This is a genomic window from Hahella sp. HNIBRBA332 (genome assembly GCF_030719035.1).
Taxonomy (GTDB): Bacteria; Pseudomonadota; Gammaproteobacteria; order Pseudomonadales; family Oleiphilaceae; genus Hahella.
The window spans coordinates 6,397,887-6,423,922 of record NZ_CP132203.1 but is presented as its reverse complement, the minus strand read 5'-3'; the positions used below and the strand labels follow the sequence as shown (position 1 = coordinate 6,423,922).

Below are 26,036 nucleotides of genomic sequence, written 5' to 3'. Positions count from 1 at the left end.
CACTAATGCCAGAGGTCATCCCACCTGACTCTGTCGGGATCGTCACGCCGCAAGTCGCTCAATTCGATATTCCTCTCACCCTGGAATGCGGAAAACAGTTGAACAGTTTTCAACTGATGTACGAAACCTACGGGGAGTTGAACGCAGACCGCTCCAACGCGGTGCTGATCTGTCACGCCCTCAGCGGCCATCATCACGCCGCGGGTTATCATTCCATGGAAGACAGCAAGCCTGGCTGGTGGGACTCCTGTATAGGTCCCGGCAAGCCGATAGACACCAACAAATTCTTCGTCGTCAGCCTGAATAATCTGGGCGGCTGCGCCGGCTCCACTGGGCCGGCGTCAATTAATCCGGAAACCGGCAAAGCCTATGGCCCCGACTTCCCGGTCGTCACCGTACAGGACTGGGTGCGCAGCCAGGCCATGCTGGCGGATCGCCTCAATATTCCACACTGGGCGGCGGTGATAGGCGGCAGTTTGGGCGGCATGCAGGCGTTGCAATGGTCCATCGAGTATCCCGACCGCGTTCATAACGCCGCCGTGATCGCCTCTACTCCACGCTTGTCCGCACAAAACATTGCATTCAATGAAGTGGCCAGAAAAGCGATTACATCGGACCCGAACTTTCATGAAGGCCGTTATGGCGAGCACACGACCTATCCAGACAAAGGTTTGATGCTGGCGCGGATGGTCGGGCATATCACTTATCTTTCCAACGCTTCCATGGGTGAAAAGTTCGGCCGCGACCTGCGCGCCCAAACGCTGAAGTTCGGCTTATTGGACGTACAGTTTGAAGTAGAGAGTTATCTGCACTACCAAGGCGAACGTTTCTCCAAGAATTTCGACGCCAACACCTATCTGCTAATGACCCGCGCTCTGGACTATTTCGACCCAGCGCGGGCGCACGATGGCGACCTCAGTAAGGCGCTGGAGCCAGCCAAATGCAAGTATCTGGTGGTATCCTTCACCACCGACTGGCGCTTTCCGCCTGATCGCTCGGAAGAGCTGGTCAATGCAATGGTGGAGGCCAAGAAGTCCGTCAGCTACGCAGAGGTGGACTCCCCTCATGGCCATGACGCATTTTTGATACCGACCCAACGCTATATGGATGTTTTCCATGGTTTCATGGGTCGCGTGGCGAAGGAGATTCCCCATGCGCGCTGATCTATCCATTATCAAAGACTGGGTCCAGCCGGGAACGGAAGTGCTCGACCTTGGTTGCGGCGACGGCACGCTGCTGGATTATCTGCAAACCCATAAGCAGGTGCGCGGCTATGGCCTGGAAATCAGCAGTGAGAATATCACTGAATGCCTGCGCAAAGGCGTCAATGTCATAGAGCAGGACCTGGACAGCAAAGGCCTGAGCAATTTCAAAGACAAAAGCTTCGACATGGTGGTCATGACTCAGGCGTTGCAGGCGGTGAGACAACCGGACATTTTGTTGGATGAAATGCTGCGTCTGGGCAAGGAATGCATCATCACCTTCCCCAATTTCGGTTATTGGCGACTGCGTTACTATCTGGCCCGCAAAGGTCAGATGCCGGTATCCAAAACCTTACCCTATACTTGGTACAACACGCCCAACATCCACTTGTGCACATTCAAGGATTTTGAGGAGCTGTGCTACCAAAAGAATATCCATATTCTGCACAGGACCGTAGTGGACGACGAGCATCGGACCAACTGGCTGAATCAGCTTTGGCCAAACTTATTGGGGCAGATCGCTATCTACCACGTTACACGGTGAGGCTCGTATGAAAATATTCGCAAAACTGTTTCGCTCTGTTTACTACTGCGCTTTCGTTTTTATTGTCCTGGCGATGGCCGCTCGCTCGGCTTTGGCCGAACAAAAAGAAGTTTTCGGCGATTATGAAATACACTACATCGCTCTTCCCACCACCATTTTGGACCCCGACGTGGCGACCCGCTATAAGCTGCCTCGCAGTAAGTCCACCGGCTTTGTAAATATCTCCGTGCTGAAAAAGCAGGAAGACGGCTCCCTTCGCGCCGTCTCGGCGTTTATTCGCGGCAAGGTGAACAACCCCGTACAGCAAAGCAGAGATCTGGAGTTCCGCCGGATCAACGAAGGCGAAGCGCTCTACCAAATCGCTGAGTTCTGGTATAGCCAGGGAGAAGTATTGACCTTCCAATTGGAAATTCAGGCCGATCCCAATCAGGGACCGTTTTCTCTGCGCTTTAATCAAGAACTGTTCCCGGAATAATTCCCGGGACCCGTTTTCCTACGCACTTAGACTTACCTTAAATCATGCAAAAGATCGTATTAGCCAGCAATAACGCCGGCAAAATTAAGGAGCTGAACCGTTTGCTCGGCTCCCTCGACATCACTGTCGTCTCTCAAAAAGAGCTGAACATTCCCTCTATCGAGGAAACCGGACAGACTTTTATCGAAAACGCTATTCTTAAAGCCCGCCACGCAGCGGCCGTCTCCGGCCTGCCGGCTCTGGCGGATGACTCCGGCCTGGAAGTGGACGCCTTGCAAGGCGCGCCGGGCATCTATTCCGCTCGCTTCGCAGGCGAAAGCGCTTCTGATCAGGACAATAACGCCAAGCTGCTGCAGTTGCTGGCGAATACGCCTACTGGCGCCAGAACCGCACGCTTTCACTGCGTGCTCGCCTTTATGCGTCACGAAGCCGACCCGGTCCCTATTATCTGTCACGGCGCCTGGGAGGGCTCTATTGCAGAACAGACAAGCGGCGGCGGTGGATTCGGTTACGACCCGCTCTTCTGGCTGTCTGACCGCCAGTGTACTTCTGCGGAATTAACGCCGGAGCAGAAAAACGCTCTCAGTCATCGCGGACAGGCGATGGCGCAACTGGTTGCGGAGTTGACGCGCCTATATGGCTGATATTCTGACGCCGGGGCTGCATACACCGCCCCTGGCGCTTTACGTTCACATCCCCTGGTGCGTGCGTAAATGCCCATATTGCGACTTTAATTCTCACACCGCGCGATCGGAGCTGCCTGAGCGGGAATATCTACAGGCGCTGTTACGGGATCTGGATACAGAGATATTCCGACTGGAGCAAACCAGTGGGCAAAGAACTCTTAGCTCCATTTTTTTTGGCGGCGGCACCCCAAGTCTGCTCTCACCCGACATTATCGCGTCAATCATAGATGGCGCGCGCCAGCGACTGGGCTTCCAGGAGGACATTGAGATCACGCTGGAAGCCAATCCGGGAACCGTTGACGAGGCTAAGTTCAAAGACCTGTTTCAAGGCGGCGTTAATCGCTTGTCTCTGGGCGTACAGAGCTTCCAGCCTGAACTACTGACGACGCTTGGCCGCATACATAACGGCGAGGACGCGATTAGAGCCGTGCACAAAGCCCGCCAGGCGGGATTCGATAACTTTAACCTGGACCTGATGCACGGACTGCCGGGACAATCCCTACAGCATGCGATGGAAGATCTGGACACAGCGATTAGCCTGAGCCCCACGCATCTTTCCTGGTATCAACTGACCATCGAACCCAATACCGAGTTTTACCGCCATCCGCCCCAATTACCAGAAGACGATACCCTTTGGGAAATCCATGAGAACGGCTGCGAACGGTTAGCTCAAGCCGGTTATAACCAGTATGAGATCTCCGCCTTCGCCCAAACGGGAATGGAGTCCAGACACAATCTCAATTACTGGCGCTTTGGTGACTACCTGGCCATTGGCGCAGGCGCTCATGGCAAGCTGACGGGAACTTCCGGAGATGTAATCCGCTACTGGAAAACCCGCTTGCCGCAGCACTATCTCAGCCGAATCGACAACTATATTGCAGGGGAAGAGGTGACTCCGGCCCATGAGGCTGGCGTGGACTTTCTGATGAACGCGCTAAGATTACGGGAAGGCGTGGAGGAAGAACTGCTGCTGCGCCGTACTGGCGTTGGCGTCTCTCTATTGGAGCCGCAACTGAGTGAAGCGCGCCAAAAAGGCTGGCTGCAGGCTGACAGACTACAGTGCACAGAATTAGGCTATCGCCACTTAAACGCTGTTTTAACTCATTTTATGGACTAGCCCAACTCGACAGCTTTGTTTTACACTGGACGCTTCCCGGATAATACAGGTTTATACCTATGGACGACCCTCACCCGTCGCAGAAAAACCGCATTGCTTTCAGTCTCGCCGCCACCGTCCTTTTCGGCGGACTGATTTTCTGGATACACCCTCACCTGCAAAACGACGTCGCGCCCTGGGGCTTCGTCAGTTTCGAACTGGCCAAAAATCCATTCCGAGCAGAACTCATTCTCAATTCATGGGGGCGTGAGGGGCAGTTCTGGGCGACTTGGAGCCTGATTCTGGACTTTCCGTTTCTGGTTGCCTACACCGTGCTGCTTTGCGCATTGTCGCGAGGCGCGGACAGCGATCTGAAGCATTTATTTACAGTGTGCTTTTTAATTGCGGGGATGTGCGACGCTGTTGAGAACGTCGCCTTGGGCTTTGTATTGGGCGGTGGGCTATATCCACAGCTGACTGCTGCGGCCTATTACTTCGCCAGCCTGAAGTTCCTGTTGCTGATTACCGGCATTGGATTTCTGCTGACCCGCCTGATGCACTTCCTGCGTATCAGAATCACCCGGGAAGCGGCGGCGAAATCCAACTGAAGCCAGGGGCGTTAGCAAACGCCCCTTTTGCAATATCAGTCGACCCGACGGAACATGAGATCCCAAACGCCATGTCCCAAACGTTCGCCGCGCTTCTCAAATTTGGTGACGGGGCGGGTATCAGGGCGCGGTGAAAACTGCCCCGCTCCAGCAATATTCTCCATTCCCGGCGCTTCGCTCATGATCTCCATCATATGCTCTGCATAGGGCTCCCAATCCGTCGCCATATGGAATACGCCTCCGTTCTTCAGCTTGGCGCGTATTCGCTGCACAAACTCCAACTGCACAATCCGGCGCTTATTGTGACGCTTTTTATGCCAAGGGTCGGGAAAGAACAGTTGCACGCGATCAAGCGAGGCGTCTGGCAGACATTTATCAATTACCTCGTTGGCGTCGTCCCAAAAAATACGGATATTCTCCAGGGACTGTTCCTCCATATGCCGCAACAAAGCGCCGACGCCCGGCTTGTGCACTTCAACGCCAATGAAATCTGCATCGGGTTCATTCGCCGCCATTTCCGCCAGAGATTGTCCCATGCCGAAACCGATCTCCAGTACTACCGTCGAGCGGCGGCCGAACGCACTTTCCAAATCCAGAAGGCCGTTTTCCACAGCCAGGCCTTTTTCCGGCCATAGGCGGTCAAACGCTTTTTGCTGGGAGGTCGTCATACGCCCACCTCGAATAACAAAACTGCGAATGGGGCGTAAATGTTGATTATCCATAGCTACTCTAAATCGTTACTCTAACTGCTTCAGGAAAGTCTGGTCACACCAATGAGGGAAACACTCTCGCCGTCATCGGAAAACAGGGGCTGGAATGATAGGCTCCGTATAAAAAACACGCAACGACTTATCGCCCCATTTTTTATGTGCATCCGCCTTAGTTCAGAACAAAAGATCCTGCAATAACGCACCGAAACCTCCCGCAATCTTGCGCTATCACGGTACTTTAGCCTCTTTCACTCATCAGCGCGCACCAAAATGAAGCAAAATACAGGCGCTTTTTATCTCCACAAAATCAGCAACGCACAACTTTGGTCAGGCGCCTCGCAGAAGCCAGAATAAAAGCATTGATCGGGGCCACCCGAAACCATGGGCTTTAAGCTAAGCTTTAAAGATAGATGATCTAACGCCCCGTGAACGGCGGCAAGATCAAGGGACTCCTTGGCCTTTATATTGCTTGAGCTGGAGATAGCAACCCCGGCTATCGCAGTTCCGGAAACATCAACCATAGAGCTAATAATTAAAATGGAAGATGAACATATCTATTTCTAAAGTCCGCCAAGCCTATGAACGGCACCAAGCCCGGCAGCGCTGCCTGGAGCTATGCCAGCAATTGCTGGAGTTGATCACCCATATTCAGCAGCATCGCGGCGCCACACTGGCCATATTGGGAGGCGACGATTTCTTCGAGATCCGCCTGGCCGCGATCAAACCCTATGTACTCAAAGACTTACAGGAAGTACAGCGGCTCCGCGGAGACCTGATCTCCGATGAGAGCTGGCAGAGTCTATGCGCGGAATGGTTCACGGTGAATTATCATTGGCGCCAGGATAGCGCTTTTCATAACTTCGAGTTGCATACTCACCTTATTCAGCAGCTATTGAAGTTATATAAGGACTTTCTGAACGGCCCTCTGTTTGAACATCTGGACATATCCCATCAACCCGTCGCGCGCCTGTCCTTGAATGAGCTGCCAGAACTGATGGAAACCGCCGCCCAGATTCGCGGCATCGGCACTCACTGTCTGGCTTCAGGCGCGAAGGAGAAGGCTTTTGTTGACCGGCTTGGTTTTTTGTCTCGCTACTTCACGCAATCCAGCCACCACATCAGCAGCCAGTATGATGTGGATGAGCTACTGCTGGCGGGACAGCCTTGGTACAAACTCGGGGATATCTGGCTGGGCATCGAACATCGCATTACTCAGGAGCTGACGCCCGGACGCACGGGAGAGGGACTACTTGCGGATCAGTTCTTCAGTGACAGCAGCCAGCTCGTGTTCCAAACCAAACAATATGTCAAAGCAGGCCTGAAACGCCTGAAAAGCGCCACCGACAGGGAGTTGGAGACATGGATAAACAGCAGCTCTTACCACACAGGCACCTGACCCGCTTCTCCCCTACAGAAACCGGCACAAGACGCCCTTTTTACGTTCTCAGTTCACAAGCGTTTACATTCCTCGCGCCGTTCCTTTATAGATAGATTAGAGCATTTTTTGTACAATTTAATTGACTGGGCCATGCCTATGCACCCAGTCAAGCAAATTCGATCTGAAGCGATCGAAATTGTCTTCCTAAACCCCATTTAGGAGCCCCCTTGGGCTCCTCTTTTTATGGAGTCGCTTATTCGTCGGCGACTCAATCCCATACAAGTGCGCTCATATCACAGAAACACCAATGTTTAATTCGTCTGCGGCATCTCATGCTGAGGTTCCCTGCGACGGTCCAAAGCGCGAAAGCTGAGCGACTCTAATAGGTGCGCCGCCTGGATATGGGGCGAGCCGGACAAGTCAGCGATGGTTCTCGCCACCCGCAGAACCCGGTGATAGGCTCGGGCTGACAAACCAAGCCTTTGCAGGGCCCGCTCCAGTAGCTGTCGCTCTTTTTCTCCCAATTGACAGTGCTGCTCAAGGGACTCGCCCTGCAGATACTGATTGGCGCAGCCTGCACGGGCCAATTGCGCCTGTCTGGCGGCGTTCACCCGCGAAGCAATCTGAGCACTGCTTTCCGACCTGGCGGCGCGTTGCAGCTCATTGATAGAGACAGCCGGCACCTCCACATGTAAATCAAAACGATCCAACAAGGGACCTGAGATCTTCTGTCGATAACGACTTACCTGCATTTCGGTGCACTTACAGGCCACTTCAGGGTGGCCGGAATAGCCACAAGGGCATGGATTCATCGCAGCAATGAGCTGAAAACGGGCTGGAAAGGTCGTTTGCTGCGCGGCTCTGGAAATCACGATCTCTCCAGATTCCATTGGTTCTCGCAACACTTCCAGCACTTTTCGGTCAAATTCCGGCAATTCGTCGAGAAATAGCACACTATTGTGCGCCAATGAAATTTCTCCAGGTTTGGGATTAGAACCGCCGCCGACCAGCGCAACCGCAGATGCCGTATGATGAGGAGCCCGGAAGCGTCGCTGCCGCCACTGCGTCATATCCAGACTGACTCCCGCCACGGAATTGACTGCCGCTGTTTCCAGCGCTTCCATTTCCGTCAACTCAGGTAAGATGCCCACCAGACGCGACGCCAGCATGGTTTTCCCTGTTCCTGGCGGGCCGAACATCAACATATTGTGATTGCCCGCTGCAGCGATCTCCAACGCCCGCTTGGCTTGAAACTGACCTTTGATGTCCGCCATATCCGGAGCTGCGCGCCTTGGCGCTGTGCGCTCATGCTGGCGGACCGGCGTCATGCGCTCATGTCCCAGCAGAAAGGCGGCCAACTGCCCCAAGGTGGCGGGCGCATAGACATCCAGCGCAGACACCAGACTGGCCTCCTGGGCATTTTGCGGCGGCAGTATAATTTTAGCGCCAGCTTGGGCGCAGCGAAGCGCGGCGGGCAACATTCCCGTTACCGGTCGCAACTCTCCAGAGAGCGCCAGTTCGCCATAGAACTCATATCCTGCAATCGCCTCATCGGGCAATTGCCCTGATGCCGCCAGTACGCCGATGGCGATAGCGAGATCATAACGACCTCCCTCTTTAGGAAGATCTGCGGGGGCGAGATTAATCGTGATGCGACGGGTGGGAAATTCAAAACCGCTGTTGAGTAGCGCGCTCCTGACCCGATCTTTGCTTTCTTTGACAGCGGCTTCAGGAAGCCCAACGATAGACAAGGCCGGCAAGCCGTTTGACAGATGGGCTTCGACTTTTACCAGCGGCGCTTCCACGCCAAGTTTGGCGCGCGTGTTGACGATTGCGAGTGACATACTCCCTCCTTGGATAAGTTCAGCCTCGTTCCTGAGGCGCTAATATGTATGAAATGAAACGTGACCGGCGACCTGATTAGCGTCGCCGGTTAATAAACAGTATCGATGGGCTTACTCGCCCTGCTCAGCCTTGGCCTGTAAAGCCGCCTCCAGTTCAACCACGCGTTTTTCCAGACTGTCCAGTTTCTCGCGGGTGCGGCGCAATACTTCCAATTGCACATCGAACTCTTCCCGGGTCACCAGGTCCAGCTTGGAGATAATGCTGGATAAAGCCGCCTTGGCTTGCTGCTGGACATCTTCATGCGCCGATTTAGCGACATCCGGCAGAAACTGGCCAAAATGCTGGTTGAACGCGTTAAGCAAATCTACTGGTGATACCGACATGGAAAGTCCTCCGTTTTTCGGAGCGGCGATTGTACCACGGCGATCCTGGTTTGTTTATGGAATCCTCCCCGTTTCCCGCCATTGGCTGCAGAACTGAAGGCAATGTGACAATAATTCCTGTTTCTAACGTTGCCCATCCACTTTTTTGCACAAAGTTTGTGCATTTTTCTAAATGCGCACCAGCCACGGGCGCCATTTAACCTCAAACAGGGGCGTGCTGCGCTATAATTGTGCCCTGGTTTTTCCACAAGGTAAGAAATATTCATCTAGTTAACTGTTTTAAATAAATTTTTTATCATTGGCACAGCAGATGCTACATCACGCACAAATTCCGCACATATTTTTGTGCGTGGTTGAGCTTGCTGACTGTGCGATTTCTATAACAGGCGGGTAGATACAAAGGAGAAAAAAATGAAACTGGTAACTGCCATTATCAAGCCATTCAAGCTGGATGATGTGCGTGAAGCACTCTCCGAGATTGGCGTTCAGGGCGTGACCGTGACCGAAGTAAAAGGGTTCGGTCGTCAAAAGGGCCACACCGAGCTATACCGTGGCGCAGAGTATGTCGTCGACTTTCTCCCCAAGGTGAAAATCGAAGTCGCTATCGGCGATGACTTGCTCGATCAAGTCGTAGAAGCCATCACTAAAGCCGCAAACACCGGCAAGATCGGCGACGGCAAAATTTTTGTGGTGGATCTGCAACAAGCCATCCGCATAAGGACCGGCGAGACTGGTACAGACGCGATTTAACCAAAACTAACAACAACTGGTAACTGACAAGCCTAGTGCGGAGGGCTTTTCATGGAAAACAATGTTTTTCACTTACAATATGCATTAGATACCTTCTATTTCCTTGTGATGGGCGCATTGGTCATGTGGATGGCCGCCGGTTTCGCCATGTTGGAATCCGGCCTGGTGCGCGCCAAGAACACCACTGAAATTCTTACCAAAAACGTCGCTCTCTACGCTATCGCCTGCATCATGTATCTGATCTGCGGCTATGAAATCATGTATGGCAGCGGCGGATATTTCCTAAGCGCCATTATGCCTGGCGAGACCTATGTCGACGACACCTTGAAATCATTCGCTGAGCGCGATGGTGGTTTCTCTGGGGGCGCTATCTATTCCGGCGCGTCCGACTTCTTCTTCCAGGTTGTGTTTGTAGCAACCGCCATGTCCATCGTATCCGGAGCCGTCGCCGAACGTATGAAGCTGTGGGCGTTCCTGGCTTTCGCAGTGGTAATGACTGCATTTATCTATCCGATGGAAGGTTCCTGGACCTGGGGTGGAAATGCCGTATTCGGCCTGTATAGCCTGGGTGATATGGGCTTCAAAGACTTCGCTGGTTCCGGCATTGTTCACTTGGCCGGCGCGGCGGCGGCTCTGGCTGGCGTATTGCTGCTTGGCCCACGTAAAGGTAAATATGGCCCTAACGGACAAGTTAACGCTATTCCTGGCGCGAACTTGCCTTTAGCGACACTGGGCACCTTCATCCTGTGGATGGGCTGGTTCGGCTTCAACGGCGGCTCGGTATTGAAGCTGGGCGATATCGGCAACGCCAACTCCGTGGCTATTGTATTCCTGAACACTAACGCCGCGGCGGCCACTGGCGCGATTGCAGCACTTATCACCGCTCGCCTGCTGTTCGGCAAAGCGGACCTGACCATGCTTCTTAACGGGGCCCTGGCAGGTCTGGTGGCGATCACGGCTAACCCGGACGCTCCATCCCCCGTGGCCTCATCTCTGATTGGCGTAGTGGCTGGCGTGCTGGTGGTATTCTCCATCGTGACGCTGGATAAACTGAAAATCGACGATCCTGTTGGCGCGATCTCTGTACACGGCGCTTGCGGTCTGCTGGGTCTTCTGGTGGTTCCCTTCACAACTGACGTTAGCTTCATGGCTCAGCTGGCTGGCGCGCTAACCATCTTCGTATGGGTATTCGCAACCAGCTTGGTGGTGTGGGGCCTGATTAAAGTAATCATGGGCATCCGCGTCAGCGAAGAAGAAGAGTACGAAGGCGTGGATCTGGCGGAATGCGGGATGGAAGCCTATCCTGAATTCACCCGCGACTGACCTCGCAAAACGACCTCAAAGAGGGCTGCCATTCGGCGGCCCTTTTTCGTGTAAGCAGGATACCGGTGTTATTAGAAGTCTGCGCCCCCAGCCATAACGACGGGGCGTACATATTTTCCCCTAGTTACGCTGCCCGACAGCGTGATTAAAATGCGTGCAATTCTATAGGGTTAATAAGATGTTAGCATCCATCATCGGCACACTGGCCGCGCTGCTCACCACACTGGCGTTCCTGCCCCAGGTCAGACAAACGTTAAAAACGAAAAACACATCCGGCATCTCGCTGGGAATGTATAGCATTTTTACGTTAGGCGTATTTCTGTGGTTGCTTTATGGGATCATGATGGTCGCGTGGCCGATTATTATTGCTAATACGCTGACATTAGCATTGGCGTCCACGGTACTGGCGCTAAAGCTGAAGCACGGCTGACGGCCCGGCGACAAATTCGTCTACGGCAGAATTTCTATAGGTGTGCCATCCGGCACCAAAGACCAGATCTCATCCATCGCCTGATTGTTAACGGCGATACATCCATCCGTCCAATCAAATTCGTAAAGCCAGATACTGTCGCGGTCGTGATTAAAGCCATTGGGCCAGCCATGAATCATGATCATTCCGCCAGGCTCTCGTCCCTGGCTTTTCGCGTATTCAATGTCCTGGTCATTAGGGTAAGAGACGTGAATGGATTTATGAAAAGCGCTGTTAGGATTACGCCAGTCAAGTGAGTAGGTGCCTTCAGGCGTTCGCTCATCCCCTTCAAACTGTTTATGTCCCTGAGGCTTATCGCCCAGGGCGATGGGATATACCCGTAAAGGCTTACCTTCTTTCAACAGAATCAAAAGTCTGGACGCCTTCTTTACCTGAACTTTATCCACCAGAGGAGCCATATATGCGGATTCAGACAACGCCAGCGATGTTTGCGCCTGCTCCGCGCCAACACTGCAAGCAAAAAGAACACCCGCCAGAAATAGAGAACCTTTCTGCATGAGACCCTTTAGAAATCGAATGGATGACGCCTAACTATCAGCATAGCAAACATAAGAATCCTGCACAGATTCGAACTGTGACCAACATCTTCTATTTGTATCTCAGCTATGTACGTGATGTTTTTACATCACAATCAAGAAGATGCCAACTGGGTTAGATGAAAATACCAGAAAACAGGCATAAAAAAGCCTGCGCCAAGCGCAGGCTTTTTATTCTGTCGCAGTACTGGATCAGCCTTTGTATTTGCTGAAAGCCAGACAGGCGTTGGTGCCGCCGAAGCCGAAGCTGTTGCTCAGAACGGTGTTCAGTTCCGCATCGGTAGGCTCAGTCACGATCGGGAAGCCCGCCGCTCTCTCGTCCAGTGATTCGATGTGGCGTGAAGGTGCGATGAAACCGCCCTCCATCATCAGCAAGCAGTAGATTGCTTCATGTACGCCAGCCACACCCAAAGAATGGCCAGACAGCGATTTGGTGGAACTGATGCGCGGCAGGTTGTCGCCAAAAGCTTCTTTTACCGCTTTCAGCTCAATAATATCGCCGACTGGTGTGCTGGTGCCGTGGGTATTGACGTAATCCACCGGCGTATTTACGGTAGCCAGCGCCTGATGGATACAGCGTACTGCGCCTTCCCCAGAAGGAGCCACCATGTCGTCGCCATCGGAAGTGGCGCCGTAGCCCACCAATTCAGCATAAATCGGCGCGCCGCGACGCAGCGCATGTTCCAGCTCTTCTACGACGACAACCGCGCCGCCGCCAGCGATGACAAAGCCATCACGGGTGGAGCAATAAGGACGTGACGCGCGGGAAGGATCGTCGTTGTACTTACTGGACAACGCGCCCATGGCGTCGAACAGAACCGCCAGGCTCCAATGCTCTTCTTCACCGCCGCCAGCGAATACGACGTCTTGCTTGCCCAACTGGATTTGTTCCCAGGCGTGACCGATACAATGCGCAGCGGTCGCGCAAGCGGAAGTAATGGAGTAGTTGACGCCGCGAATTTTAAACGCGGTGGACAAACAGGCGTTTACAGAACTGTTCATGGTGCGGGGTACGCGATAAGGCCCCACACGCTTGACGCCTTTCTCACGCAGAATATCGACGGATTCGACGACGTTACTGGTGGAGGCTCCGCCGGAGCCCATCACGATGCCGGTGCGAGTGCTGCCCAACAGCTCGTCGTCAATTTTAGCGTCCGTGATGGCCTGATTCATTGCGATATAGGCGTACGCAGCCGCGTCGCCCATGAAGCGCAGATGTTTGCGGTCGATGTGTTCAGCGAAATCGATCTGGACGCTGCCACTGACCTGGCTTCTTAAGCCCGCTTCTTTATAGCTTTCGTTAAACCGAATGCCTGAGCGGCCAGCTTTCAGTGACTCAGCCACCTCCTCTTTGGAGTTGCCCAAGCAGGATACGATTCCCATTCCGGTTATGACGGCGCGTTTCATTCAGAAACCTCTTACATTTGCAAAGGATAACTTATTTGATTTCCGCGCCGCTCATAGCGGCGGGGTCAAACAAGCCCACTCGTAAATCCTTGGCAGTATAAATGGCTTTGCCGTCGACATACACGGTTCCATCAGCCAAGGCCATGATTAACTTACGAGCGATTACTCTTTTGATATCGAGAACATACTCGACGGATTTTGCGGACGGCAACACCTGGCCGGTGAACTTAACCTCGCCGACCCCCAGCGCCCGGCCCAATCCCTTGTGACCTTTCCACGCCAGGAAAAAGCCTACCAGCTGCCACATTGCGTCCAGTCCGAGGCAACCCGGCATGACCGGATCGCCGACGAAATGACATTTAAAAAACCACAGATCCGGATTGATATCCAACTGCGCACGCACGACCCCGTGACCGTATGCTCCGCCTTCTGCGGAGATTTGAGACACCCGGTCGACCATCAACATCTGATCCACGGGAAGTTTCGCAGCGCCTTCGCCAAATAACCGTCCCTGTCCGCAGGCTTGAAGTTCTTCTTTCGTATATGAAGCTTTCACTCCATGGTTTTCTGCTATTGCGTGCACGCAGTTAACTCCGATTTCTATATCACGTCCAATAGCCTGCCAACCATATACCGGCTGTATTGCCGTTTCTTGACAGGAGTTATGGTTTGCATGTTAGTGCGCCCGAAAAAAGTACGTCTATTGGACAAAGGTAGGTTCGCACCCTTTTCGGAAGGCCGGATTCCCTTATGGTATCTGGCCTTAAGCATTAAAATACAGATGTATAGAAATAAACGTTCGGACTAATCTAAGTCAAGTTCATTCTTCATGAATTCAGGCAGAGCCAAGGCCGCTTTATGCACTTCCGCATTGTAATAGCGAGTAACGAAAGGACGCTCAGCCGCATCTTCCTCACGGAAAAATTCCAGCTTCTTACCCTTGCCCGCCATGGTGCAACTCCACCAGCCGGTAGGATACACAGGCTGCGGGAACGGCAGCGTTCTGACGCCGTCAAAACCAGCCTGACGCATATCTTCATGCACTTTCTTGATAATGCTGGACGTGTGCAGTAAAGGGGATTCCGTCTGCTGCACAATCATGCCGCCTTCGCGTAGCGCCATGAAGCAGTTGCGGTAGAAGTCAACGGCGAACAGGCCTTCAGCAGGCCCGACCGGATCTGTGGAGTCGACGATAATCAGGTCGATGGACTCCAGCGGCGCGTCGGCGATCCACTTGATGCCGTCGCCAAAGAAGAAATTGGCCCGCGAGTCATTGTTAGCCGTGCACAGATCAGGGAAATACTTCTCTGCGACACGGGTGACGCGCTCGTCGATCTCGACCTGCCAGGCTTCTTCAACGCCAGGGTGTTTGAGCACTTCTTTCAATGTGCCGCAATCGCCGCCGCCAACAATTACGACTTTCTTCGGCGCGTGATGAGTGAACAGCGCGGGATGGGTCATCATTTCGTGGTAGAGGAAATTGTCACGGTCAGTCAACATGACGCAACCGTCCAACACCATCAGATTACCGAAGGTTTCCGTCTCAAAGATTTCAATCTTTTGATACTGGCTCTGCTCTTCGTGCAGTTTACTTTTTACTTTGAGGGAAAACCCGGTGCCCTGGTCCTGAAAGATTTCGGTAAACCACCCGGGGATCTGCTCGCTCATTATGTTCTCCCAATGATTCGATTAATTATTGTCGGCGCGATGCGCCTGCGGCTAAAGCAGCATATTGTAGGCGTAAGGCGCGAAGATCACAGCATTATTTTGGGGCTCGCCGGCGTTTCCCGGCGGCCAGGAAACGCGGAGCAATACAAAGCCCCATAACTTATTAACGCTAGGGATTCCGCTTGCTTTAAAATGGCGCCCCTTGACGATAACCTTAACACTTTATCCGGGGGCATATTGCCGAGGAGACGCATTGATGGAAGATTGGACCCGCGATCACGCACTGTCCACCTACAACATCCCTTTCTGGGGAGACGGTTATATAGATGTTGACGCCGATGGCGACGTTATCATCCGCCCCAAAGGCTCAGAACATAACGCCAGCGTCAGTCTAAAAGCGCTCGCCAAGCAAGTCCGCGCCGCCAATCTTGGGTTGCCGGTTCTGGTGCGTTTTGCGGATATTCTGCATCACAGGGTCAACCATTTATGCGAGGCGTTTAACCGCGCCGCCGAACAACTGGCTTATTCTGGCCGCTATACCGCGGTCTATCCGGTCAAAGTGAACCAGCAACGCCGCGTCATTGAAGAAATTGTCGCCGCCCAACCCGCCGCCACTAATGGCCAGATCGGCCTGGAAGCCGGCAGCAAGCCGGAGCTGATCGCCGTCCTGGCCATGAGCAACCCCGGCGCCACTATTGTCTGTAACGGCTACAAAGACCGCGAATTCATCCGTCTCGCCTTGCTGGGCCAACAGATGGGATACAAGGTCTACATCGTCGTCGAGAAGCTGAACGAACTGACTTATGTGCTGGAAGAAAGCCGTAACATGGGCGTGACGCCACGTATTGGCGTACGCGCCCGCCTGGCCTCTATCGGTAAGGGCAATTGGCAGAATACTGGCGGCGAGAAGTCAAAATTCGGGCTATCTTCCGTGCAGATCCTGCAGGTGCTGGACACGTTGAAACAAGCCAACGCACTGGAATCTCTCCAGCTGTTGCACTTCCACCTGGGGTCACAAATCGCCAATATCCGGGATATTCAGACAGGATTACGCGAGTGCGCGCGCTTTTATGGCGAGCTCCGTCGCCAGGGCGCTGACGTGAAAATCGTCGACGTCGGCGGCGGCCTGGGTATCGACTATGAAGGCACCCGCTCCCGCAGCGCGTGCTCGGTTAACTACAGCGTCCATGAGTACGCCTTCCACGTTTTGCGTACAATCAAAGAAGAGTGCGACCGTGAGGGCATTCCTCATCCCAATGTGATCACTGAGTCAGGTCGGGCTATCACTGCCCATCACGCGGTGCTGATCACCGACGTCATCGACAGGGAAAGCGTGGCGCAGCCGGATGCGGTCAAACAGCCGACTGCAGACTCTCCATCTGTGGTGCGCGACTTATGGCAAGACTTCGAGGCGTTGAAGGATCGCAATAATCGTCGTTCTGTCATCGAGATCTACCACGACGCCGCGCATGCCCTGCAGGAAGCGCAAACACTGTTTATTCACGGCGTACTGAGCCTGGACGACCGGGCGCAGGCGGAGACCATCTATCAAGCGTTGTGCCTGTATATTCGCGAGCATCTGCAACCGGAAATCCGCGCTCACCGGGAAATCTATGACGAGCTGAACGAGAAACTGGCGGACAAACTGTTCGTGAACTTCTCCCTGTTCCAGTCTCTGCCGGATATTTGGGGCATTGATCAGATTTTCCCGATACTCCCGTTAAGTGGTCTGCACAAGCGTCCGGCCCGACGTGGGGTCATTCAGGATATCACCTGCGACTCCGACGGCCGTATCGACCAATATGTAGACAGTCACGGCATTGAAACCACACTGCCGATTCCTGAGCCGGAAAAGGACCAACCTTTCCTTCTCGGGTTCTTCCTGGTGGGCGCTTATCAGGAAATTCTCGGCGACATGCACAATTTGTTCGGCGACACCGACTCCGTAGACGTTTGCCTGAATGAGCAAGGCGAAGTGTCTCTGCAACATCCCATCAGCGGCGACACGGTCGACAAAGTGCTGCGCTACGTTAACTTCGAACCTGAGCAGTTATTACGCGCCTTCGAAGACAAGATGGCGGCGTCGGATTTGCAGGAGCAGCAAAAGCAGGATTACTTGCAGGAACTGAAGGCGGGCCTGACTGGCTACACCTACCTGGAAGAGTAAAGTCTCTGCTGGGTAAACCGGACCGCAGCGCGCGCCGGTTTACCCTTCCCTTCCTGTAAAGATCAAGCCTTCATCGTTTAGAGCGCGGGCGCCGTCACCAGCATAAAGCGCGCACTGTAAGGCTCTACCGGGATACTGTGGTAACCGGACAATAGAGCGATTTCCTCTGCGCTCATCAGATCTTTCAGGTTCCCACTACTGCCGACGGCCGTTCCTTCCAGCTCAACGGTGACGGGATCGCCAGTAATATTCAGTAGATATAGCACCACGTCGCTCCCTGCCTGCTTACGGTCGACATAAACTTTACCTGACTGACCATGATTGACCGACGTCCGCGTTCCTGCATACAGGGCGGGATGGGCGGCGCGTATCGCCATCAGATCGCGAATGTAGTCGCGTATTTCCGTTTGTTTGGCGTCAGCCGCGAATAACGCGCCATCTTCCCCGCTCGGCAAACCTTCCACCTTGGCGCTGGAGCGAGAGACATGGTCGTCGCACAAGCCCGCTTTCGCGCCCACGCCATTGTCGGACTCGCATGCGACGCGATCCGAGAAGCCGGCCACTTCATCGCCAATTTCGTCTCCGTAGTACAACGTAATAGGACCCGTGTATGCGGCAAGGAAGCTGTAGGCTGCTTTATGCAGGTCGGCATAACGATCTTCGCCCGGATTGGCGATTTTGCCCCGTTGCAACAGGTCGCCAAAACGCACCAGATCATGATTGGTCAGGAAGCCATTAGGCAGTGCATGCGCCGGATAGACCGCCTGGGTGGCGTATCCTTCCTTGAGCGTCGAAACGGCGGCGGATCGATGTCCGCTTTCTTCCACTCCCAACGCCTGGACAACCCGATAACGCATGGGGAAATCAAAAGAGGAGCACAAGCCGGGCTGGGCTACGGAGCCGTATGCCTGCGCAGCGATTTCCGCCTCGCCTTTCCAGACTTCGCCGACCATATACCCCAACGGATTCACCTGCTCTCCGTTCATGGTGTAAGTCACGCTTTTAGAGGCGTCTTCCACAGACTTGCGGATTTCTCCCCAGGCGCCGGTTGGAACCTGATAAGCCTGATCCAAACGCCATCCATCAATCTTCAGCTCTTTCACCCAATAGGCGGCGACTTCCTTAAAGAAATCGAGATCATTGGGATAAACCGCTTCTCTCCCCGTCCCAGCCTGGGCGACGCCATTAGCGCTGACCATGCGCCCTTGCGGTGAAGGGAAGTCGCCGGCATTACTCTTGAAATGGCCGAAGACGCCATCAAAGAAAACATAGATGCCGCGTGCGTGCGCCTGCTCCACCAGCTCCCGGGCTTGCGCCATCGTGCCGAAATTAGGATCGATGGAAAAGTAGTCGCTGGTGAAATAGCCGGTCGCGTCAAGGCGATCCGCCCATTCATCCTGCCCGGAGATGGGAGAGCTATGAAACACCGGCGTCAACCAGATCGCGTTCATGCCCAGATTCTTGATGTAGTCCAGAGAGTCGGTAATTCCCTGCAAGTCGCCGCGATGGTGACTGCTTCCGTATCCCGCGCCGTAGTTGGCGTTCAGGTCGCCATCGATGAACGACTCCACCATCACCTGATAGATGCGCAACGCTTTGGCTTTATCGTAAATTTCCTGATTACAGGCATAAGTCTGGTAACTTGGTGCTGCGGGCGTGGAGCCGCCAGAGCTGCTTCCGCCACCGCTGCATCCGGCCACCAAAACGCTGAACGACAATAACGCCGCCGCTTTGTTCAACTGCATGAAAGCTTCCCCGTTTTTATTCTCGACATAAGGCGAGGGCTGACGTCCGCCAAGAGTGCTCAGCGCGAGACAGCCGCCCATGATATGGCGTTAAGTAATATCACCTATCAGACAAAAATTTATCCTTCCGGGGGGACGAGAGAGGGGCGTAGAAAGAGGGAGGGAAGCTCCTCCCTCCCTTTGCAGAGAGAGGAGCTGAGCGATCAAACCATGCTGCGCAACATCCAGGCGGTCTTCTCATGCACGCTCAAGCGGTCGGAAAGCAGCGACGCAGAGCTTTCGTCCGTCGCTTCCTGAGCCGCAGGCAACGCCTCGCGAATATTCCGGGCGATCTGCTCGTGGTCTTTCGCCAGCACCGCCAGCATCTCATTTGCCGCAGGCACGCCGGACTCTTCCTTCAAAGACGCCAGCTTCTGGTAGCTGGAGTAGCTGCCCGGGGCGAATTCGCCCAGAGCGCGAATACGTTCGGCGATAGCGTCAATGGCGGCCGCCAGATCGGTGTAATGCATTTCCGTCAGGGCGTGTACTTCCTGAAACCGGGGACCGGTGACGTTCCAGTGGAAATTCTGTGTTTTCAGGTACAGGGTATAGCTGTCCGCCAGCAACCTGGACAGCGAGTGCGCGATATTCTGACGGGCGTTTTCAGTTAATCCGATATTGATATCTGACATGGTCGTCTCCTTTCCTGGTTACTTAAAGTGGTTGAAAAGATAATAAGCCCAACCCGATAAGCAATAAATTTTATTAAAACTAAAATCCTGATTGATTCTAGCTATACAACCATTAATTATTCCGTTTTCGCCGCCTTGTTATAGCCGATCAACGTCTCAGCTAACAACCCGCCCGGGCATGATCATTTCAATCGTCACGCCATCGCTGACTCCTGAAGCCAGCTTCAATTCGCCGCGATAGCTTTCCACCAGCTCGCGCACGACGGAAAGCCCAATGCCCTGCCCAATCGGGCGACTATCCAAACGCACACCTCGCTGTAGCGCTTTTTCCCAATCATGCGCGGGAATGCCTGGACCATCATTGTTGATCGACAGCGTCACGAAGCCGTCTACTTCGCCGGAAGCATGAATAGACACTTCCGCATCGCCGTATTTAAAAGCGTTATCGATCAGATTGCCCAGCATCTCCATCAAGTCCGCTTCATCTGCGAGAAACGCCACATCTTCAGCCACGTTGATTTCACAATACATACCTCGGTCAGCATAGACTTTCTGCAAAACAGACGTGACGCGAGTGACCAAGGGCAGAATAGGCGTCGGTTTATGCCAGACGCCTTCCCCACCGGCGCTGGCGCGCTTGAGCTGGTAGGTCACTACGTCGTCCATGCGCGCAACCTGCTCACCCAGAGTGCGCCGACGCTCTTCCTCATTCATATCAATGGCGCCGCGCAGCACCGCCAGCGGCGTCTTCAGACTATGCGCCAAGTCTCCGAGACTATTGCGATAGCGCTCCCGCTGTCGCCGTTCCACGTCCAACACCGTGTTCAGCGCGTGGGTCAACGCGGCGATTTCTTTGGGATAGTTTTCCGATAATGTGTCCATTTCACCTTTTTCAATCGCCCCCAATTCCCGGGTCACATTTTGCAAAGGCCGCAGCGCCCAGCCCAGGAACAGGGCAACAATAGCGCACAAGGCCAATGTGACAATCACCAGACCGATAGAAAGCGTGGTGGTGAAAGAACGGGACTCCTGCTCCAGCAAAGAAGCCTGCTGCCAAACCTCAAAGACATAGCGACGAAAGCCGTTTTCAACGAGACCGCTATCCACCGCGAACAGCGCCGGTAGTTGCACCTGCAGATAGCCTGGCCTGGCGTCTACGCGGCGATGGAAAATCCGGCCTGGCTCCGTCTCCGGCGCCAGCCAGGGCAAGGTCTGCGGGAGGCCTAAACTGGAGCGGGACTGCCAGACGATAAAGCCGTCGCTGTTACGCACAACGGCAACCAGACCCGACTGGGCCTGATTAAAACGACTCTCCTGCAGTTCTTCCGGCAGTTGCAGGCTATCGCCAGAAGGCTCCGCCGCCGCCAACAATAAATAAAGGTGTGCGCTGAGCCGATCGATATGAGCCCGCTCCAGACTTTCCTGATAGGCGACATAGACCACCCACCCCGCCGACACCACGAAAAAGGGAATAACCAGGGTGAGCAGCCAGAAGCGGGCGCGAAGTGAGAGCCGCCGCACAGTGATCAGGCGGTCTTCTGCGGCGACCAGTTAAACCGGTAGCCCTGGCCGCGCAAGGTGGTGATCGGTTTGTTGACCCCTTCCGGGTCCAGCTTTTTGCGTAAGCGGCCGATAAAAACCTCTATGACATTGCTGTCACGATCAAAATCCTGCGCGTACAGATGCTCCGTCAATTCAGTTTTGGACACCGCCTGACCGGCGCGGTGCACCAGATATTCAAGCGTGTTGTACTCGTAGGCGGTCAGCTCCAGAGCGGAGCCATCGATTTGCACCAGTTTGGCGCGGGTATCCAGGGTCATAGGGCCGGCTTGTATCACTGGACTGCTGAACCCGGAAGAGCGTCTCAGCAAGGCGCTCAACCGCGCCATTAATTCAGCGACGTGAAAAGGCTTCACCAGATAATCGTCCGCGCCGGCTTCCAGACCACTGACTTTATCCTGCCAGTGGCCGCGCGCGGTAAGGATGAGAATGGGGAACTCTTTGCCCATGCCGCGCCACTCCTGGATCACCTCCAGGCCGGTGCGTTTGGGCAGGCCCAGGTCGACGACGGCAAGGTCATAAGGGTTTTCTTTACCCAGATAAGCGGCGACCTCGCCGTCTTCCGCCGTGTCTACGGCGTAGCCATGTTTAACCAGTTCGTCCCGTAATTGGCCACGTAACAACGCTTCGTCTTCGACCAATAGTATTCGCATGCTTGATTCCCGCTAACTTCCTAAACCCTGTCGCTTTATCGGAGTCGATGCTCCGTTAGCTGACTCTTCCCGAGCTGCGCTCAACTACGTAGGTTTTCACCACTCCGTTGGGAAGCAAAACTTTCACCCGATAGACATCGCCCTGGGACTCGACTTTCAGCACGCGTCCTCCACTTACCTGACGCACCAGACTGGCGGCGTCCTGCTCACTCACGTCCGCCAGCAACAAGGAGTCCGCTTGCGAGGGTGAATAACCGAAGGCCGGGGCGGCCAACACAGCCGGCGTATGCAGCCAGGCTGTCAGTAAAATGGATGTTAAGAGCAATGTTCTGGTCATGGTTCAGCTTCTCGTAGAGGGCCGCCCGCCAAACAATCAGGCGGGCTCCACAGTCACTCTGATACGAATGCGATCACCCGGGTACTGGTCCATGCGGGTGCGGTATTCGCGTCCCTGATACTTATAGGTCACCCAGTATCCCATAGTCTCCTGCACATATTCCACGTCGTAGGTGGTTTCGCAACGTCTTTCATTGGTGTAGTAAGACTGGGAATGAGAGGTTGATCCCCGATTGGATAGATCATGCCCGATAGACGCGCCCAATATCGCGCCTACCGCTGTGCCAACCTGCTTATTGCGCTTCTTGTGCCCTACCGCGTTACCAATGGCCCCGCCGATGACGCCGCCAAGGATAGTGCCAGTGTAAGAGTCAGAAGACTGACGCGGCGCGTCGTGGCGCACTTGCTCAGTCCAGCAGGACTCGCGAGGCGTGCGATGCTCAACGGATTTAGTGATAGGCTCCACGTCCACCACTTTGGCGTAATCGAATTCAGAACCACCGCGGTGGTGACGACCGCCGGCGAAAGCCGGTGTGGCCAGGGTAACTGAAAGTGCGGCGACTGCCAGTGTTTTGATTTTCATGAGTGAATCTCCTTGCGCTTATCTGATGAGTTCAGATTAATGCAGTCAACCTGAATGCTAACTGAACTTGCGCCAACAAATTTCACCCGCCGTTTACCTCATGAACAGGCGTTCAATTATTAACCACCCTAAGCGGCGCTACGCCGCCCACCCTCTTACTTCCTGCATCAGGAATTTGAATGCGTTCTCCACCCGACACTGCCTGCTGCAGGTGCGACGCAAAGCGATGAGCCCCTGAGTAACGCTCACCAGATAACAGGCGGCGGCTTCTGCATCGATATCCCCACGCAAACCGTTATTGTCCCGCGCACGGATCAAAGCCTGGGCTAATAACATCTCCAGTTGGCGTAGCCAGTCATCCACTTTTTTCTGCACAAGTTCGTCCACGCTACCCATCTCAGAACCCGCATTCTGAACATAACAACCTACCCGACCGCCTTCACTGCACAGCCCTGCGCTCAACCCCGCCAAATACTCCACGACCGCGTCCAGCTCAGCATCGTCATGCAACAACGGCGCGGCGATACGCCGGATGACCGTATTCAAGTAATGATCGAGCGTTAAATGAAACAGCGCGCGTTTATCGCCAAAAGTGTTGTAAATACTGAAGCGGTTCAATTCCAGCTCGTCACATAACTGCTGTAACGAAGTGGCTTCGAAGCCCTGCCGCCAGAACAGTTTCATGGCGATATGCAGTTTTTCTTGTGGGTCAAATGCGGTAGGTCTTCCCATTAATCTCTTCTGAATACTCAGGCTCTTATACGGATTAGCGAACAAAGGTCGTCTACATTATAAGCAGTTCTTGACTGAACATTTAGAAAAAATCTATATTTCTAAACGATCAGTCAAAAATAAAAGGCGAAACAATGAAAATATATCAGGCACGGATTGCTCCCAACCCTCGTAGAGTAAGAATTTTCCTCGCGGAAAAAGACATTGCGATGGAGTATGTCGAAGTCGACATTCAGAAAGGAGAACAGCACAGCCCTGAATTCAAACAGAAAAATGCGTTGGGCCTGCTCCCGGTGCTGGAGCTGGACGATGGCTCCCATTTGTCGGAATCCATCGCCATCTGCCGCTACTTCGAAGAGATTCAATCTGAGCCGCCTCTGTTTGGACGAGACGCGAAAGAAAAAGCGATCGTCGAGATGTGGATCAGGCGCTGCGACTTCTATTTCATGTTCCCCACCGGCATGTGTTTCCAAAACACGTCCGACTATTTCAAAGGACTCAAGCGTCAGGTTCCCGAGTGGGGCGAGCTATGTCGCGAAAAATCAGGCAAGTTTTTCAATCTGTTGAACAACCATTTTGAGCATAACGCCTATCTGGCCGGCGATTACTTCAGCATCGCCGATATCAGCGCGTTCTGCACAGTGGACTTCGCCAAGGTGATTCAGCAGCGAATTCAACCAGAACATACTCATTTGCAGCGCTGGTATGAGGCGGTCGCGGCGCGGCCGTCCAGTAAAGCTTAAATAGAGAATGTCGCCCCATGGGCGACGCTTAAGGAGCAATCTCATGATAGACCTGTACACCGCCGCCACTCCTAACGGGCATAAAATCAGCATCGCCCTGGAAGAGATGGCCCTCCCCTATACTGTGATCGCGATGGATTTGAGTTCCGGCGTGCAGAAAAAGCCGGAATTCCTGATGCTGAATCCCAACGGTCGCATCCCGACTATCGTGGACCGGGATAACGATGATTTTGTCGTTTTCGAGTCCGGCGCCATCCTGGTTTATCTGGGTGAAAAGTCTGGTAAGTTTTATCCTACGGAAGCGAAGAAGCGCTCTCAGGTTATGCAGTGGCTGATGTTTCAGATGGGCGGCATTGGACCCATGATGGGACAGGCGAACGTATTCTTCCGCTATTTCCCGGAAAAACTGCAGCCCGCCATTGATCGCTATCAGAATGAAGTAAAGCGCCTTTTCGGCGTGCTGGATGGGCATTTGGCGGATCATCAATACCTGGCGGACGACTATTCCATCGCCGATATCGCCAACTGGGCCTGGGTGCGCACGCATGACTGGTCTGGCGTCGATATCGCGGACCTTCCCCATCTGACTCGTTGGGTGCATGAAATCGCTGCGCGCCCCGCCGTTCAAAAGGGTATCGAGATTCCCAAGCGAGCAGAGCCGGAGGAGGTAGTAAAAGGCGTTCAGTCCATCCTTGTAAGGTAAACCGTCTAGAGCTTAAACCGCTCCAGCATGCCATCGGACGTAATGGCGATCACTTCTCCATTTGCGGCGAACGCCATGTCCAACACAGCCCCGCTACTGGCGGGGCCCCATATGCGCCTTGCCTTGGCGGACCAGTATCCGATTTCATTGCCGTTCGCGACGTCAACGAGATAAATATCACCACGGAAAGTCCCGAGTAACAAACGACGCCCGTCTGCGGAAAATCGGGCGCTGGTGAAGTTTTCATAGCGATAGGACAGCTTGGCTTTGGCGTCGCCGCTAATGGCGTCCCAGATAACGGCGTCCTCTCTCTGCGCAGCGGAAAACGCCAACGCGCCGTCGTTGGAAAGCGCGACTGTTTTTACCTGATTGGAGTGAGAGAAAGTATGCACCAATGCGCCGGTGTCTAATCGCCACAAACGCGCGCTCTGGTCATCCGACCCTGTAATCGCCCAACGGTTGTCGCCGGAAATATCCACCGACGTCACTTCTGCCTTATGGGGAAACTCATAGCGGGATTGGCCTTTTTGCAGATCAAAATACACCGCCTGGTTGCTGCGCATGCCGAGCAAAGCGTATTTATCGTTAGGGCCGATAGCGATGTTGGAGATTTTATCCGGCGCACGCCAAAAATTGAGCGAGTGGCCGTCCGACACATTCCATACAACCAAGTCTGCATCCACTGCAGTAATAGCCAGCTTGGCGTCATCGGCCATCGCCACCGCGCGGATGGTGCTAAACTCGCCCTGTTCATGATTCCAGTTGTAGAGCCGCTCGTTCTTGCCCAACACCCACAAACTCCCCCCATGCTGAAGCGAACCGATCAGCGCATAGCCTGCGTCAGCCGACAGTCCGGCGCTGAGCAAACCTTGCTGCGCTACTTTCAATGAACTTTCAGGCCCTTTGCCGCCACAGCCGGAAAGCAGCAAACAGGCCGATAAAATCAGCGACAGGGATTTCCACAGGTAAGTCCTTGGGACGCGCATACTGAGTCAGATGGTCGAGAATGAATTCAAGGTTGATTAAGGAAGTTTAGACAACC

At 54.0% G+C, this 26,036-nt stretch carries 28 protein-coding genes; 13 read left to right on the top strand and 15 right to left on the bottom strand.

Going from position 1 to position 26,036, the window contains the following annotated elements:
- The first annotated feature begins 5 nt into the window (after nt 1-5).
- The 6 genes from metX to O5O45_RS28515 are packed head-to-tail and all read left to right on the top strand — an operon-like array spanning nt 6 to nt 4,611.
- On the top strand, nt 6-1,163 hold the full coding sequence (gene metX / locus O5O45_RS28540; protein ID WP_305902690.1) for a homoserine O-succinyltransferase MetX: 1,158 nt from the start codon (nt 6-8) through the stop codon (nt 1,161-1,163).
- The gene (metW, locus tag O5O45_RS28535) at nt 1,153-1,746 is read left to right on the top strand and encodes a methionine biosynthesis protein MetW (RefSeq protein WP_305902689.1); all 594 of its coding nucleotides are present in this window, start codon (nt 1,153-1,155) and stop codon (nt 1,744-1,746) included. The genes metX and metW overlap by 11 nt, the downstream gene beginning before the upstream one ends.
- Nucleotides 1,747-1,753: 7 nt before the next feature.
- Nucleotides 1,754-2,221 (top strand): DUF4426 domain-containing protein, encoded by a 468-nt coding sequence (locus O5O45_RS28530; RefSeq protein WP_305902688.1) that lies wholly within the window; start codon nt 1,754-1,756, stop codon nt 2,219-2,221.
- Between the two features lie 44 nt (nt 2,222-2,265).
- Nucleotides 2,266-2,865 carry an XTP/dITP diphosphatase gene (locus O5O45_RS28525; RefSeq protein ID WP_305902687.1) on the top strand — a complete coding sequence of 200 codons (600 nt, stop codon included), beginning with the start codon at nt 2,266-2,268 and terminating at the stop codon, nt 2,863-2,865.
- Complete coding sequence (gene hemW, locus O5O45_RS28520; RefSeq protein WP_305902686.1) at nt 2,858-4,024, top strand: radical SAM family heme chaperone HemW; 1,167 nt, start codon at nt 2,858-2,860, stop codon at nt 4,022-4,024. The genes O5O45_RS28525 and hemW overlap by 8 nt, the downstream gene beginning before the upstream one ends.
- A gap of 59 nt (nt 4,025-4,083) precedes the next feature.
- Nucleotides 4,084-4,611: a hypothetical protein gene (locus O5O45_RS28515; protein WP_305902685.1), complete on the top strand. Its 528-nt coding sequence runs from the start codon at nt 4,084-4,086 to the stop codon at nt 4,609-4,611.
- Between the two features lie 35 nt (nt 4,612-4,646).
- Here the strand turns inward: O5O45_RS28515 and trmB are convergent, their stop codons facing one another.
- Entirely contained in the window at nt 4,647-5,333 is a 687-nt protein-coding gene (gene trmB, locus O5O45_RS28510; RefSeq protein ID WP_305902684.1) for a tRNA (guanosine(46)-N7)-methyltransferase TrmB, read from the bottom strand.
- 532 nt (nt 5,334-5,865) lie between these two features.
- Here trmB and O5O45_RS28505 point away from each other — a divergent pair.
- Nucleotides 5,866-6,717, top strand: coding sequence for a hypothetical protein (locus O5O45_RS28505; RefSeq protein ID WP_305902683.1), 852 nt, complete (start codon nt 5,866-5,868; stop codon nt 6,715-6,717).
- Between the two features lie 293 nt (nt 6,718-7,010).
- Here O5O45_RS28505 and O5O45_RS28500 read toward each other — a convergent pair whose 3' ends face one another.
- Together O5O45_RS28500 and O5O45_RS28495 are read right to left on the bottom strand one after the other, a co-directional pair.
- Entirely contained in the window at nt 7,011-8,543 is a 1,533-nt protein-coding gene (locus O5O45_RS28500; protein WP_305902682.1) for a YifB family Mg chelatase-like AAA ATPase, read from the bottom strand.
- A 111-nt stretch (nt 8,544-8,654) separates the two neighbouring features.
- Nucleotides 8,655-8,927: an accessory factor UbiK family protein gene (locus O5O45_RS28495; RefSeq protein ID WP_305902681.1), complete on the bottom strand. Its 273-nt coding sequence runs from the start codon at nt 8,925-8,927 to the stop codon at nt 8,655-8,657.
- 411 nt (nt 8,928-9,338) lie between these two features.
- Here O5O45_RS28495 and glnK point away from each other — a divergent pair, with 411 nt between their 5' ends.
- From glnK to O5O45_RS28480, 3 genes are all read left to right on the top strand, one after another.
- Complete coding sequence (gene glnK / locus O5O45_RS28490; RefSeq protein ID WP_011400096.1) at nt 9,339-9,677, top strand: P-II family nitrogen regulator; 339 nt, start codon at nt 9,339-9,341, stop codon at nt 9,675-9,677.
- 51 nt (nt 9,678-9,728) lie between these two features.
- Complete coding sequence (locus O5O45_RS28485) at nt 9,729-11,000, top strand: ammonium transporter (RefSeq protein ID WP_305902680.1); 1,272 nt, start codon at nt 9,729-9,731, stop codon at nt 10,998-11,000.
- 178 nt (nt 11,001-11,178) lie between these two features.
- The gene (locus tag O5O45_RS28480) at nt 11,179-11,430 is read left to right on the top strand and encodes a SemiSWEET transporter (protein WP_127973844.1); all 252 of its coding nucleotides are present in this window, start codon (nt 11,179-11,181) and stop codon (nt 11,428-11,430) included.
- A 20-nt stretch (nt 11,431-11,450) separates the two neighbouring features.
- Here the strand turns inward: O5O45_RS28480 and O5O45_RS28475 are convergent, their stop codons facing one another.
- The 4 genes from O5O45_RS28475 to speE form a co-directional block, all read right to left on the bottom strand.
- Entirely contained in the window at nt 11,451-11,987 is a 537-nt protein-coding gene (locus O5O45_RS28475; RefSeq protein WP_305902679.1) for a L,D-transpeptidase family protein, read from the bottom strand.
- A 231-nt stretch (nt 11,988-12,218) separates the two neighbouring features.
- A complete protein-coding gene (gene fabB / locus O5O45_RS28470) occupies nt 12,219-13,433 on the bottom strand; it encodes a beta-ketoacyl-ACP synthase I (protein ID WP_305902678.1) in 1,215 nt (404 codons plus the stop codon).
- A 31-nt stretch (nt 13,434-13,464) separates the two neighbouring features.
- On the bottom strand, nt 13,465-14,016 hold the full coding sequence (fabA, locus tag O5O45_RS28465; RefSeq protein WP_127973847.1) for a bifunctional 3-hydroxydecanoyl-ACP dehydratase/trans-2-decenoyl-ACP isomerase: 552 nt from the start codon (nt 14,014-14,016) through the stop codon (nt 13,465-13,467).
- Nucleotides 14,017-14,237: 221 nt separating this feature from the next.
- Nucleotides 14,238-15,101: a polyamine aminopropyltransferase gene (gene speE / locus O5O45_RS28460; protein WP_305902677.1), complete on the bottom strand. Its 864-nt coding sequence runs from the start codon at nt 15,099-15,101 to the stop codon at nt 14,238-14,240.
- Nucleotides 15,102-15,357: 256 nt separating this feature from the next.
- Here speE and speA point away from each other — a divergent pair, with 256 nt between their 5' ends.
- A complete protein-coding gene (gene speA / locus O5O45_RS28455; RefSeq protein WP_305902676.1) occupies nt 15,358-17,268 on the top strand; it encodes a biosynthetic arginine decarboxylase in 1,911 nt (636 codons plus the stop codon).
- 77 nt (nt 17,269-17,345) lie between these two features.
- On the opposite strand, the gene O5O45_RS28450 is transcribed toward speA, so the two are convergent.
- From O5O45_RS28450 to O5O45_RS28420, 7 genes are all read right to left on the bottom strand, one after another.
- Nucleotides 17,346-19,013, bottom strand: a complete 1,668-nt coding sequence (locus O5O45_RS28450; protein ID WP_305902675.1) for an alpha-amylase family glycosyl hydrolase — start codon at nt 19,011-19,013, stop codon at nt 17,346-17,348.
- 203 nt (nt 19,014-19,216) lie between these two features.
- A complete protein-coding gene (locus O5O45_RS28445) occupies nt 19,217-19,684 on the bottom strand; it encodes a Dps family protein (protein ID WP_305902674.1) in 468 nt (155 codons plus the stop codon).
- A gap of 156 nt (nt 19,685-19,840) precedes the next feature.
- Entirely contained in the window at nt 19,841-21,205 is a 1,365-nt protein-coding gene (locus tag O5O45_RS28440) for an ATP-binding protein (protein WP_305902673.1), read from the bottom strand.
- A 5-nt stretch (nt 21,206-21,210) separates the two neighbouring features.
- The gene (locus O5O45_RS28435) at nt 21,211-21,897 is read right to left on the bottom strand and encodes a response regulator transcription factor (RefSeq protein ID WP_305902672.1); all 687 of its coding nucleotides are present in this window, start codon (nt 21,895-21,897) and stop codon (nt 21,211-21,213) included.
- A gap of 55 nt (nt 21,898-21,952) precedes the next feature.
- Nucleotides 21,953-22,234, bottom strand: a complete 282-nt coding sequence (locus O5O45_RS28430; RefSeq protein ID WP_305902671.1) for a PepSY domain-containing protein — start codon at nt 22,232-22,234, stop codon at nt 21,953-21,955.
- Between the two features lie 36 nt (nt 22,235-22,270).
- The gene (locus O5O45_RS28425) at nt 22,271-22,816 is read right to left on the bottom strand and encodes a glycine zipper 2TM domain-containing protein (protein WP_305902670.1); all 546 of its coding nucleotides are present in this window, start codon (nt 22,814-22,816) and stop codon (nt 22,271-22,273) included.
- Between the two features lie 138 nt (nt 22,817-22,954).
- Nucleotides 22,955-23,548 (bottom strand): TetR/AcrR family transcriptional regulator, encoded by a 594-nt coding sequence (locus O5O45_RS28420; protein WP_305902669.1) that lies wholly within the window; start codon nt 23,546-23,548, stop codon nt 22,955-22,957.
- Between the two features lie 134 nt (nt 23,549-23,682).
- On the opposite strand from O5O45_RS28420, the gene O5O45_RS28415 reads away from it, so the two are divergent.
- Together O5O45_RS28415 and O5O45_RS28410 are read left to right on the top strand one after the other, a co-directional pair.
- Entirely contained in the window at nt 23,683-24,291 is a 609-nt protein-coding gene (locus O5O45_RS28415; protein WP_305902668.1) for a glutathione S-transferase family protein, read from the top strand.
- A 43-nt stretch (nt 24,292-24,334) separates the two neighbouring features.
- Nucleotides 24,335-24,994, top strand: coding sequence for a glutathione S-transferase family protein (locus O5O45_RS28410; RefSeq protein ID WP_305902667.1), 660 nt, complete (start codon nt 24,335-24,337; stop codon nt 24,992-24,994).
- Between the two features lie 5 nt (nt 24,995-24,999).
- Here the strand turns inward: O5O45_RS28410 and O5O45_RS28405 are convergent, their stop codons facing one another.
- On the bottom strand, nt 25,000-25,980 hold the full coding sequence (locus O5O45_RS28405) for a WD40 repeat domain-containing protein (RefSeq protein ID WP_305902666.1): 981 nt from the start codon (nt 25,978-25,980) through the stop codon (nt 25,000-25,002).
- Nucleotides 25,981-26,036 lie beyond the last annotated feature (56 nt).